The organism is Sediminibacterium sp. FW305-C-269 (assembly GCF_058231045.1).
On sequence record NZ_JBIQXQ010000003.1, the window covers coordinates 1 to 13,691 of the forward strand.

At 46.0% G+C, this 13,691-nt stretch carries 6 protein-coding genes; 4 read left to right on the forward strand and 2 right to left on the reverse strand.

Going from position 1 to position 13,691, the window contains the following annotated elements; genetic code table 11:
• Positions 1-4,103 (reverse strand): hypothetical protein (locus ACH3Y6_RS09935; RefSeq protein WP_490835459.1); only part of this gene is annotated, 4,103 nt, incomplete at its 3' end.
• Between the two features lie 4 nt (positions 4,104-4,107).
• Here ACH3Y6_RS09935 and ACH3Y6_RS09940 point away from each other — a divergent pair.
• From ACH3Y6_RS09940 to fusA, 4 genes are all read left to right on the forward strand, one after another.
• Positions 4,108-5,244 carry a tail fiber domain-containing protein gene (locus tag ACH3Y6_RS09940; protein WP_490835460.1) on the forward strand — a complete coding sequence of 379 codons (1,137 nt, stop codon included), beginning with the start codon at positions 4,108-4,110 and terminating at the stop codon, positions 5,242-5,244.
• Between the two features lie 24 nt (positions 5,245-5,268).
• Positions 5,269-7,740, forward strand: a complete 2,472-nt coding sequence (locus ACH3Y6_RS09945) for a beta strand repeat-containing protein (protein WP_490835461.1) — start codon at positions 5,269-5,271, stop codon at positions 7,738-7,740.
• A gap of 542 nt (positions 7,741-8,282) precedes the next feature.
• Positions 8,283-8,471 (forward strand): hypothetical protein, encoded by a 189-nt coding sequence (locus ACH3Y6_RS09950; RefSeq protein ID WP_490835462.1) that lies wholly within the window; start codon positions 8,283-8,285, stop codon positions 8,469-8,471.
• Positions 8,472-8,708: 237 nt separating this feature from the next.
• Positions 8,709-10,859: an elongation factor G gene (gene fusA / locus ACH3Y6_RS09955; RefSeq protein ID WP_490835463.1), complete on the forward strand. Its 2,151-nt coding sequence runs from the start codon at positions 8,709-8,711 to the stop codon at positions 10,857-10,859.
• Between the two features lie 145 nt (positions 10,860-11,004).
• Here the strand turns inward: fusA and ACH3Y6_RS09960 are convergent, their stop codons facing one another.
• On the reverse strand, positions 11,005-13,482 hold the full coding sequence (locus ACH3Y6_RS09960) for an O-antigen ligase family protein (RefSeq protein WP_490835464.1): 2,478 nt from the start codon (positions 13,480-13,482) through the stop codon (positions 11,005-11,007).
• Between the last annotated feature and the right edge of the window lie 209 nt (positions 13,483-13,691).

Genomic DNA, 13,691 nt, shown 5'->3' on the forward strand with positions numbered 1-13,691 from the left:
TCGACCAATGCAACAATCACGAACCTGAGCGGCTTGAGTGGCCTGACCACCAGTGGCACAGTAACAGCTGGAACTCTGAGTGCATCAACTGCGAATATCACTACTTTAAATGGTCTGAATGGCCTGACTACTAGCGGAACCGTATCTGCTGGAACAGTAAGTACAACTACTCTTACTGGTCTGAATGATCTGACAGCAAGTGGCACAGTAACAGCCGGAACTCTGAGTACATCAACTGCGAATATTGCTACCTTAAATGGCTTGAGTGGCCTGACTACTAGTGGAACAGTATCTGCTGGATCAGTAAGCACAACTACTCTTACAGGTCTGAATGATCTGACGGCATCAGGTACAGTAACAGCTGGAACTCTGAGTACATCAACTGCGAATATTACAACCTTAAATGGTTTGAGTGGCTTGACTACTAGTGGAACAGTATCTGCTGGATCAGTAAGCACAACTACTCTTACAGGTCTGAATGACCTGACTGCATCAGGCACAGTGACAGCCGGAACTCTGAGTGCATCAACTGCGAATATTGCTACTTTAAATGGTCTTAATGGTCTGACCACGAGTGGAACTGTATCTGCTGGAACAGTAAGCACAACTACTCTTACTGGTCTGAATGATCTGACAGCAAGTGGCATAGTAACGGCCGGAACTTTAAGTTCGACCAACGCAACGATTACGAACCTGAATGGCTTGAACGGTCTTACCACCAGTGGCACAGTGATAGCTGGAACTCTGAGTGCATCAACTGCGAATGTCACAACCATAAATGGTCTTGGCAGCTTGACTACTAGTGGAACTGTATCTGCTGGAACAGTAAGTACAACTACTCTTACAGGTCTGAATGACCTGACTGCATCAGGCACAGTAACAGCCGGAACCTTGAGTACATCAACTGCGAATATTGCTACCTTAAATGGCTTGAGTGGCTTGACTACGAGTGGAACAGTATCTGCTGGAACAGTAAGTACAACTACTCTCAGTGGTCTGAATGATCTGACAGCAAGTGGCACAGTAACGGCCGGAACTTTAAGTTCGACCAATGCAACGATCACGAATCTGAGTGGCTTGAGTGGTCTGACAGCGAGTGGCACAGTGACAGCTGGAACTCTGAGTGCGTCAACTGGGAATATTACGACCTTAAATGGTCTGAGCAGCTTGACAGCGAGTGGCACAGTGACAGCCGGAACTTTAAGTTCATCAACTGCGAATATTGCTACCTTAAATGGCTTGAGTAGCTTGACTACTAGCGGAACAGTATCTGCTGGATCAGTAAGTACAACTACTCTCAGTGGTCTGAATGATCTGACAGCGAGTGGCATAGTAACGGCCGGAACTTTAAGTTCGACCAATGCAACGATCACGAACCTGAGTGGCTTGAGTGGTTTGACAACCAGTGGCACAGTAACAGCTGGAACTCTGAGTGCATCAACTGCGAATATCACAACCATAAATGGTCTTGGCAGCTTGACTACGAGCGGAACTGTATCTGCTGGAACAGTAAGTACCACTACTCTTACAGGTCTGAATGATCTGACTGCATCAGGCACAGTAACAGCCGGAACTCTGAGTACATCAACTGCGAATATTGCTACCTTAAATGGCTTGAGTGGCTTGACTACTAGTGGAACAGTATCTGCTGGAACAGTAAGTACCACTACTCTTACAGGTCTGAATGATCTGACAGCGAGTGGAACTGTAACGGCCGGAACTTTAAGTTCGACCAACGCAACGATTACGAACCTGATCGGCTTGAGTGGCCTGACCACCAGTGGCACAGTGACAGCTGGAATACTGAGTGCATCAACTGCGAATATTGCTACCTTAAATGGCTTGAGTGGCTTGACTACTAGTGGAACAGTATCTGCTGGAACAGTAAGCACAACTACTCTCAGTGGTCTTAATGATCTGACAGCAAGTGGCACAGTAACGGCCGGAACTTTAAGTTCGACCAATGCAACGATCACGAACCTGAGTGGCTTGAGTGGCCTGACCACCAGTGGTACAGTAACAGCTGGAACTCTGAGTTCATCAACTGCGAATATCACAACCTTAAATGGTCTTAGCGGCCTGACTACGAGCGGGACTGTATCTGCTGGAACAGTAAGTACCACTACTCTTACAGGTCTGAATGATCTGACAGCAAGTGGAACAGTAACAGCTGGAACTCTGAGTGCATCAACTGCGAATATTGCTACCTTAAATGGTTTGAGTGGCTTGACTACTAGTGGAACAGTATCTGCTGGAACAGTAAGTACCACTACTCTTACAGGTCTGAATGATCTGACAGCGAGTGGAACTGTAACGGCCGGAACTTTAAGTTCGACCAATGCAACGATTACGAACCTGAGCGGCTTGAGTGGCCTGACCACCAGTGGCACAGTAACAGCTGGAACTTTGAGTGCATCGACTGCGAATATTACTACTTTAAACGGCCTTAATGGCCTAACCACGAGTGGAACAGTATCTGCAGGAACAGTAAGTACAACTACTCTTACTGGTCTTAATGATCTGACAGCAAGTGGAACAGTGACAGCCGGAACCTTGAGTGCATCAACTGCGAATATTGCTACCTTAAATGGCTTGAGTGGCTTGACTACGAGTGGAACAGTATCTGCTGGAACAGTAAGCACAACTACTCTCAGTGGTCTGAATGATCTGACAGCAAGTGGCACAGTAACGGCCGGAACTTTAAGTTCATCAACTGCGAATATCACAATCTTAAATGGTCTTAGCAGCCTGACTACCAGCGGCACAGTATCTGCCGGAACAGTAAGTTCGACCAATGCAACGATCACGAATCTGAGTGGCTTGAGTGGTCTGACAGCGAGTGGCACAGTAACAGCTGGAACTCTGAGTGCATCAACTGCGAATATCACAACCTTAAATGGCTTAAGTGGTCTGACCACGAGTGGAACTGTATCTGCTGGAACAGTAAGTACCACTACTCTTACAGGTCTGAATGATCTGACAGCAAGTGGTACAGTGACAGCCGGAACTCTGAGTGCATCAACTGCGAATATCACAACCTTAAATGGTCTTAGCAGCCTGACTACCAGCGGCACAGTAACGGCCGGAACGGTAAGTTCGACCAATGCAACGATTACGAACCTGAGTGGCTTGAGTGGTCTGACCACCAGTGGCACAGTGACAGCCGGAACTTTGAGTGCATCAACTGCGAATATTGCTACCTTAAATGGCTTGAGTGGCTTGACTACTAGTGGAACAGTATCTGCTGGATCAGTAAGCACAACTACTCTTACAGGTCTGAATGATCTGACAGCAAGTGGCACAGTAACAGCCGGAACGGTAAGTTCGACCAATGCAACGATCACGAACCTGAGTGGCTTGAGTGGTCTAACAACCAGTGGCACAGTAACAGCCGGAACCCTGAGTGCATCAACTGCGAATATCACAACCATAAATGGTCTTGGCAGCTTGACTACGAGCGGAACTGTATCTGCTGGAACAGTAAGTACCACTACTCTTACAGGTCTGAATGACCTGACTGCATCAGGCACAGTAACAGCCGGAACTCTGAGTGCATCAACTGCGAATATTGCTACCTTAAATGGCTTGAGTGGCTTGACTACCAGCGGCACAGTAACTGCCGGAACTTTAAGTTCGACCAATGCAACGATTACGAACCTGAGTGGCTTAAGTGGCCTGACAACCAGCGGCACAGTAGCTGCCGGAACTTTGAGTGCGTCAACTGCGAATATTACTACCTTAAATGGTCTTAATGGCCTGACCACGAGTGGAACTATATCCGCTGGTACTGTAAGTACTACAACGATAAATGGTGTGAATAACCTGACTGCATCAGGCACGGTAACTGCTGGAACCCTAAGTGCATCAACTGCGAATATTACTACCTTAAATGGTCTGAGTGGCCTGACTACTAGCGGAACCGTATCTGCTGGGACAGTAAGTACTACGACAATAAATGGTGTAAATAACCTGACTGCATCAGGTACAGTAGCAGCTGGAACTTTGAGTGCATCAACTGCAAATATCACAACCTTAAATGGTCTTAGCGGCCTGACTACGAGTGGGATCGTATCTGCTGGAACAGTAAGTGCTACAACGATCAATGGTGTGAATAACCTGACTGCATCAGGCACGGTAACTGCTGGAACCCTGAGTGCATCAACTGCGAATATTACTACCTTAAATGGTCTGAGTGGCCTGACTACTAGCGGAACCGTATCTGCTGGGACAGTAAGTACTACAACGATAAATGGTGTGAATAACCTGACTGCATCAGGTACAGTAACAGCTGGAACAGTAAGTGCGACCAATGCAATGATCACGAACCTGAGTGGCTTGAGTGGTCTGACAGCCAGTGGCACAGTAACAGCTGGAACTTTGAGTGCATCAACTGCGACTATTACTACTTTGACTGGTCTTAGTGGCCTGACAACGAGTGGTACCATATCAGCAGGGACTCTTAGTGCATCTACACTGAACGGTTTAAGTAGCTTGACAGCCAGCGGAACCATCACTGCGGGTACCTTAAGTGCCAGTACGGTAAATGCTTCTACGCTTAGTGGAGTAAATAACCTCACTGCCAGCGGAACGGTTTCTGCAGCAACTTTGAGCGCTACCACGCTTACTGGTACCCTCAGTACGGCTGCGCAACCCAATGTTACCAGTATCGCAACCTCAACCAGTATTGGAACGGTAAGTATTGCCAATGCCGGCACAGCCAGCAATACAGTTACTATAGGTAACGGAAATACTTCGGTAGGTATTGGTGCAACTCCAAGTGGAAGCTATAAACTGGAAGTGGCTGGTAGATTAAAAACCAGTGCCATCAATGAAACTTCTGATCGCCGGTATAAAAAAGATATCACCGTGCTCACCAATGCATTGACCAAGGTTATGGCATTGCGAGGGGTGAATTACAACTGGAGAACAGATGAGTTTCCAACGAACGGTTTTGATACTACCAAACAAATGGGTTTAATTGCCCAGGAAATTGAACAGGTGGTTCCTGAAGTTGTTCGTACCGATGAGAGAGGATTTAAAACAGTAGAATACTCCAAATTGGTGGCACTGCTTATTGAAGCGATGAAAGAGCAGCAGCAAACCATCGAACAGCAGAAATCAGATATCCAAAATCTGAAAACTGAGGCATCAAGGGTAGATAAGCTGGAGGCAGATTTGAATGCGATCAAGACTATGTTGCAAAATAAGCCCAAGGATGCCAAACCTGTTGAAAATAAAAAGTAATATCCTGTAGTTATAAAGAGGTGAATGAACTGCAAGAAGATCTTCTTGCAATATGTGTCATCTAATTTTCTTAAAATGTGTTGTTTCTATTCTAAATATTATTTGCCGGCAAAAAAACTGCAGAGGAATCCTGTTCCGAAAAAAGTTGTGCTACGAGTGGCTGTTTTTTTACTGATAATATTTTTCATTCCGGCCTCTTTGAAGGCGGCGACTTATTATCTGACGACGGCAGGCAGTGGTACTGCTAATACTGCTACGAATTGGAATACAGGTGGTATAGGCGGAGGGGGGACTGCTGCGAGCTCATTTACTACGTCAGGTGATGTGTTTATTATAAGTGATGGCATCGCCGCTACATTTGGTTCGAACACTACATTCGGAGCTGGTGTTACACTTCAGGTAGCTCCAACGGCAACGTTAACTATAACTAATAATGGTGCGACTTTGACAATTAATGGAATCGTCGATTTTGCATCAACCAGTTCTACACAAGTTACTTTAGCCGGTTCGGGACCTGGAAATACATTTGCTTTTTCCGGTACTTTATTTCGAACGGCTAATGCCAATGGCGTGTCTGGCACAAATTGTTCTTTGCCAGCATCGGCTTCCAAAAAAACCGTTACGCTGAGTTCTACAGCCGATTATGAATTTTATAATGCAGGCGCTCAGGCTATGGCAGGGATTCCATCAACAATAAATAACCTCACGCTTAGCGGAAGTGGTATAAAAACCGTTTCACTTTTGACGACAATTAATGGAGACCTGACTGTGGGTTCAGGTACTACCTGGGACAATTCTGCAAATAATCTTGCACTTACTATAGCTGGTAACATTTCTAATTCGGGATCTTTTACTGCGGGTACAGGGGTGTATACATTAAGTGGAACTAGCAAGACTATTAGTGGAACATTGACCATACCCAGTGTAACGGTGAGTGGAAGTTACCAGAACAACGGAACCCTCACGGTTTCCACTGCTCTTGCAGGAGCGGGTATACTTACGCAGGGGGCAACCGGTATACTCAATATCAATTTTACCGGTACACCGGGTATCACCACTTTAGATGCATCCTCTGCCGGTAATACCGTTAGCTATGGTTTTGCCGGAACCCAGACATTACTAGGCATTACCTACCATCATCTTACACTCGCCGGCAGCGGGGTTAAAACCATGCCTGCAGGACTGACTATCATCAACGGTAACCTGACCCTCAGCGGAACAGCTTCTACCGCAGCAGCAGCTACATTGACAATCGGCGGAGATTTTGTTATGGGATCTGGGACCGGTTTTACAGCCGGTTCGCGATCCCATAATGTTGCCGGTAACTGGACCAACAATGGTGGCACCTTTACGAATACCGGCTCAACCATTAATTTTAATGGCACTACACAAACAATTGGAGGCTCTGCCGGCACAACATTTAATAACCTTAGTACAAGTGGGGCAACAAGTGTTTCTACAGGTATTGCCACAACCATTTCTGGAACGCTTACCGTGGGTGATGGTACCACATTTACAGCAGGTGCTTTTGCCTTAACGGTTTCAGGCACCACAACAGTGGGCGGTGGTACGAGTGGTGTATTAACCATTGCTTCGGCAACCGGTACGAAGGCTTTTAACGGAGACGTAATTGTAAATGCGGGTGCCACCTGGAACAATACAGCAGCTAATGTGGCTCTAACACTTCCTGGTAATATTTCAAATACAGGAACTTTTAACGCGGGTACAGGTGTTTATACTTTGAGCGGAACCAGTAAAACCATTTCCGGAACTTTAACCATACCCAGTGTAACGGTGAGCGGAACATACCAAAACAATGGTACTTTAACAGTTACAACTGCACTCGCCGGTACAGGAACATTTACGCAGGGGAGCAATGCAACACTCTTTATTGGCGGTACAATCAGTATTAGCGCATTAGCCGCTACAGCATCTGGCAATACGGTTGATTTCAACGGAACAGCCGCCCAAAACATTCCTGCAGTCAATTATTATAACCTTACTATTTCCGGTAACAAGGGGAATGGGGCCATTACTCTGGCTAGCAGTGGTACGATTGGCGTGGCAGGCACCTTCTCTGTTACCGCTACCAGTACATCCTACATCATTACTGGCAGTACCATCAGCTTTAACGGAACAGTCGCTCAGGGAATCCCTGCTTTTAATTATAATAATCTCACTATCACAGGCGACAAAGCAACGGGCTCCATTACTTTCGCCAATGTCGGAACCATCGGCGTAGCCGGCACTTTCACCGCCTCAGCCACCAATACTAACTATGTTGTTACCAACAGTACCTTTGATTACAATGGCTCCGGTGCACAAACCATCACAGCCAATGTCTCCCCGTTTACAACATATAATAATTTGGTCATCAGCAATGCAGGCGTGAAAACTATTTTAACGGCCACCAATGTAACCTGTCTTACCTATACCATCAATGGCTCGGCAACTCTAACCATTGCCGGAACGGGCACCATCAATGTAACACAATAAAAGATCTGGTTAGGGTAGGGTTACGTTTGTGTGAAACAATACCATGAAAAAGACCGGGTGTTTCATCATGTTACATAGCTCCTTTGTATCGACAACCTAAATGGCCGGTATTTATTCTATGCCTGCTGGGTATGACGAAAAAGGGAATAACCAGATTCCACCCAACAGTGCGCTGCTGATACTCGTAGAGCTGATCGAAATTCAGCTACCCCCAATAATGCCCCTTCTTCAGGCTCAGTCAAGCTCCTGCAAAATGTTATCCCTGCAATATTTTATGTGGCCTTAACATTTTTTGGTATTTAAATAATTGTCTGCTTATCCGATAAACATACCCCCCTGTCCGTAACTTAACCTGAACAGGGGGCTATACCTGTGGCCCAAGTTCGTCTGTACACTTTCGTTCCACACCTAAAGGGCCTTCCTAATTCTGTGAACTGACCATATATTACATTACATTACATTATATTATATTATATTATATTATGCTGCTTATATTCCGCCCTTTGAAGAAGTAGGTTATCTGCAGGTCATCAACCTGATATATGCCTATTATTTACATAATCAATAGATTCCGGGCTGGTGATGTACTTTACAGGGTAGAGCAAGGCGCTATTTTAAGGGCCATCCTGCCTGTGGCTACGGCTTATGGCGAACAGGGTACGGCTGCCATTCCGTCGAATTCTGCCGTCATCTATGATATTGCCCTGGTAATTGTGAAACCAAGTAAATAATCAAGTTGTTGATAATCAATTGTTTGAATGCATTAATGTAAAAATCAAAAGTGAAAAGTCAAAAGGTACGAGTGCTCATTTGGGCTTTTGACTTTTGACTTTTGCCTTTTCACTAGTTTTCCACAGGATAATTTAATGGCAGCCAAAGAATCGAACAATCGTTAGAATTACTACCTTTGCGGCTCGAAAAAATTTGGACACCTGGCCAAACATCAAACTTAAAACAAGAACTTTTTTATGGCTGACTTGAAATTTCAACGCAACTTCGGTATTGCCGCCCACATTGATGCCGGTAAAACCACCACTACCGAGCGTATCCTGCGCTATACCGGTATGATCCACAAGATTGGTGAGGTGCACGATGGTGCCGCCACCACCGACTGGATGGAGCAGGAAAAAGAAAGGGGTATTACCATCACTTCTGCGGCTGTTAGCTGCCAGTGGAATTTCCCGACCGTACTGGGTAAAACAACCCCTGATACCAAAAAATACTATTTCAACATCATCGATACTCCCGGACACGTGGACTTTACCGTTGAGGTAGAGCGTTCTATGCGTGTACTGGATGGTCTGATCGCCCTGTTCTCTGCTGTGGATGGCGTTGAACCACAGTCTGAAACCGTGTGGCGCCAGGCAAACCGTTACAAAGTACCCCGTATCGGTTTCGTGAACAAGATGGACCGTTCCGGCGCTGACTTCCTGAACGTGGTAAAACAGGTGAAGGAAATGCTGGGTGCCAAAGCGGTGCCTTTGCAGCTGCCGATCGGTGCTGAAGATAACTTTAAAGGTGTGGTTGACCTGATCAAAATGAAAGGGATCATCTGGCACATGGAAACAGAAGGAATGACCTTTGACGAGATCGACGTTCCTGCTGATATGGTGGAAGAAGCCAATGAATGGAGGCAGAGCCTCGTGGAAGCCGTAGCTGAGTATGATGACAAACTGATGGAGAAATTCTTTGAAGATCCTAACAGCATTTCTGAAGCAGAGATGCATGAAGCGATCCGCAAAGCTACCATCGACCTGAGCATCGTTCCGATGATGTGTGGTTCTTCCTTCAAGAATAAAGGGGTACAGACCGCACTGGATGCCGTTTGCCGCTACCTGCCTTCTCCTGTTGATATTGAAGATACCGTAGGTACCAATCCTGATACCGGTGAAACGGAAGTTCGTAAGGCTGATGCCAAAGAGCCATTTGCGGCCCTGGCATTCAAGATCATGACCGATCCTTTCGTGGGTCGTCTGGCGTTCTTCAGGTGTTATTCCGGTCACCTTGATGCCGGTTCTTATGTATTGAACGTAAGAAGTGGTAAGAAAGAGCGTATCAGCCGTATCATGAAGATGTTTGCCAACAAACAGAATCCTGTGGATTTCATCGAAGCTGGTGATATCGCTGCTGCCGTTGGTTTCAAAGAGATCAAAACCGGTGATACCCTTTGCGATGAAGATCATCCAATTACTCTCGAGAACATGTTCATTCCTGAGCCTGTGATCGCGATCGCTGTTGAGCCTAAAACACAGGCCGACGTTGATAAAATGGGTATGGCCATTGCTAAACTGGTAGAAGAAGATCCTACCCTGCGTGTCAATACAGACGAAGATACCGGTCAGACCATCCTGCGTGGAATGGGAGAGCTGCACCTGGAGATCATCATCGACCGTATGCGCCGCGAATTTAAAGTAGAAGTAAACCAGGGCGCTCCCCAGGTTGCCTATAAAGAAGCATTCGGTACCACTATTGAACACCGCGAAGTGCTGAAGAAGCAGTCAGGTGGTCGTGGTAAATTCGCCGATATCCAGTTTGCTATCGGACCTGCTGATGAAGAGTGGCTGAAAGAAAACGAAGGAAAACATTTCCAGTTCGTGAACGACCTGTTTGGTGGATCTATCCCTAAAGAATTCGTTCCTGCCATTACCAAAGGTTTCGAAACCGCCATGTCTACAGGTGTTCTGGCGGGCTACCCGGTTAACAATATGAAGGTCCGCGTATTCGATGGTAGCTACCACGATGTGGACTCTGATGCGATGAGCTTTGAATTATGTGCCAAGTCTGGTTTCCGTGAAGCTGGTCGTAAAGCCAAACCAACCCTGCTTGAGCCGATCATGCGTGTGGAGGTGTTGACTCCGGATCAGTACATGGGTGATGTAACAGGTGACCTGAACCGTCGTCGCGGTATGCTGGAAGGTATGGATAGCCGTGCCAACCTGCAGGTGATCAAGGCCAAAGTTCCTTTGAGCGAAATGTTCGGTTATGTAACCCAGCTGCGTTCATTGTCTTCCGGCCGTGCTACTTCAACCATGGAGTTCAGTCATTATTCTCCAGCACCAAACAACGTTGCGGAAGAGGTAATTGCCAAGAACAAAGGGAAAGTAAAAGTAGAAGACTAGTCGTATTGTGAAGTGAATAAGGAAAGAAAAAGCCCCGTTATTGTAACGGGGCTTTTTCGTGATGTAAGTGAGTAGGAAGTTGCGGCAATGGACAATGATTAATTTATTGACAATTGCCCATTCACGCCTCACTACTCACCACTCACTACTTACAATTGGCGTTTATGATGGTTTCAGCATCTTTCCATCCCTTGGCCAGCGCAGCTTTCAGGTTGGTACAGCCGGCATCTTTCTGTCCCAGGTTATACAGGGCAACCCCTTTGAAATATTCGGGTTTACCATTTACGGATTGTTTGGTAGCAAGTACTTTATTAAAATAAGTGATTGACTTTTCCCACTGTTTCATATTGAAATAGCAGATGGCTGCATTTTCATAAGCTACATAATTTCCGGGATTGAGGGCAGCGGATTTTAAAAAGTAACTGGCAGCTTTTTCCAGATCGTCTTTGCCAAAAACACCGGCACCGAAACTGGCAACCCCATCAGTATAATATTTGTTGGCCATGGCAAGATCTGCAGAATTGATGCCATTTGCTGCAGTTGTAGTAGACGCTGGTGTATTCATGAACTGGATGATCTCTTCCCTCACTTTTGCAATGGCAGCCACGCCTTCCTGGTTGGCAAACATCTTCAAGGCACTATCGGCCATCATAAGCAGGTGTTTACTGCCCTGGCCCTGGGCATTCAGCATGCCGCGCAGGTACAGATCCCATCCAATGGGCTCATGCCGGTATTTATCAAATTCGGCAAAAGCTTTTTTGATGCCACTGGTATCTTTCACTTTGGCTAACACTGCGATCAGGGTCTGGTAATACGTTTTTGCTTTCGGACGTGTATAGTAGGCATACGTGGCATTTCTTAAAGCGCTGTCTAATTTGCCTGTTTTGAAATACAGTCCGGCTTTCAGAAATTCACTGTACGCGATAAAGGGGTTGGCCACACGGCCTTTGTCCAGTAAAACCAGGGCCTCTTCGTACTTACCTGCTTCATACAGGTATCTGCCTTTAATGGCTTCAACGGGTTGTGCCGTTGCAGTCAGGTTAGGGATGGATGGAAAGGACGCAACGGTTGTTTTCCAATCCAGTTTAAGCGGTTCATTGTTCAGATCGGCCATTACCGTTTTTTGAACCGAGAGCGATTGATAAGTAAGGTATGCAATATAGGATGCCGGTATTAACAGGAGTAATGCTGTGATACCAAACAAAGCTGCCCGGGCTTTTTTTGCGGGCTTGCTTTCGGGTGATGTATCTTCTTTTGCTTCTTTGCCGGAAAGATAGGCGGATACATTCAAAGCAGCGATGAATACAAAAAACATCTGACTGATCGGTCTTTCCATGGGGAAGTTGAAGAATGCGTCGACAGCGTATCCGATGAAAGCCAGGAATGAAATCAAGGAGATCAGTTTGGTATCTTCCGTGGCTTTTCCAAAAAAGGTTTTGAAAGTGAATACCACAATACAGGTGAACATGGCCAGGTAGAGTAATCCGCCGGCAATACCCATTTCGGCAAACTGCTCTACGAAATCATTATGCGAATGGATCGGAACAAAGAGGTCATTGGTAATTACCCGTTGATAGGGGATAGAGGCGATTTTCCAGTTGCCATAACCACAACCCAGCCAGGGATGTTGTGAAGTATAATCCAAAGCATGGCGCCAGAGGTCGATCCTCACCTGGTTGCTGGTGACAGTAAAAGTAGCCACCCTTTCTGCTACGGTACCAAAACCTTCCCCTTTCTGCTCCTGGAGGCTTTTTACATTACTCAGTTCTACCTGCGAAATAAATAAAGCCACCATAACAGGTATCAGGACATAGCCCAGGCGGGACAGCATTTCTTCTGTCTTTTTCTCTGTGCGGTAATTCCACAAGCAGTAGAGGATATAGACAATTGTGATCAATGCTAAACTGACGTAACTGGCACGGGCATTTACCAGGAAGATGGTCAAAACTGCCAGCAGCAGTATGATGGCATTCAGTATTCTTCCAACCAGCCTTGATGACTGGATACAATAAATGGCAAAAGGTATTTTGACAATGGTACTTGCCGCAAAAATGTTCTTATTGCCGGTGGTACCTTTTAATTCCAGGATGACCGTGGTCATATCCGTTGTCTCAACACCTTTCAGGAAATGAGCGATAGCCTGGCAGGATTCTACTAACAGCACCAGGGCAAGCAGCTGGGAAAGTATCTTAAATAAGTCATTTCTTTTATATAAAAGGATACTCACATTAAAAAAAGCCACGATCGTGGCGATCAGCCTTGCATAACAGACCCAGCTCTCAGTTGGATTGATAGCTGTTATAATGGAGATCCCTGCCAAAAGAAAAAAAGCGATATAGAGCCGGGAGAAAAGGTTGCCGAAGACCTTTGAAGCAGCTTCATCGTACCTATTCTTGCGGGTCAGGATGAAAATGACCACCAACATATCTACGATGATCATATATAACCATTGTGAACCCATGGCGTCATATGCACCAAAGTCAGGCACAAAGTGAATGGCAAAATAGAGCAGGGCTGTTACAAGGGGAATTAGGTTATGCGCTTTCCAGCTGAACCCCTGGGATGTTGTAACTGTCTGTGAATGAACAGCTTTGCTTTCTTTCGTCTTGGGTATTTTTGCCATGATGGTAGTCTTGCCGTAAAATTATCAAATTGATGCTATTCCCCTGTCAATCACCCTTGAATGGGTGGGAAATTCTTGCTGTCTGATAAACGTTTGGAATCATTCCTTTATGCGGGTTTGCCCGTCGTCTAAGCATAGGCCGGCCCGGGATAACTGGATAACCCGGTTTTTCCGGGACAGATTCACCTGGCCACAGGGCTTTTTGGGGG

Coding starts and splice junctions, on each gene's coding strand:
- ACH3Y6_RS09945 (WP_490835461.1), top strand. CDS start 5,269: ATGAACTGCAAGAAGATCTTCTTGCAATATGTGTCATCTAATTTTCTT.
- ACH3Y6_RS09950 (WP_490835462.1), top strand. CDS start 8,283: ATGCCTATTATTTACATAATCAATAGATTCCGGGCTGGTGATGTACTT.
- fusA (WP_490835463.1), top strand. CDS start 8,709: ATGGCTGACTTGAAATTTCAACGCAACTTCGGTATTGCCGCCCACATT.
- ACH3Y6_RS09960 (WP_490835464.1), bottom strand. CDS start 13,482: ATGGCAAAAATACCCAAGACGAAAGAAAGCAAAGCTGTTCATTCACAG.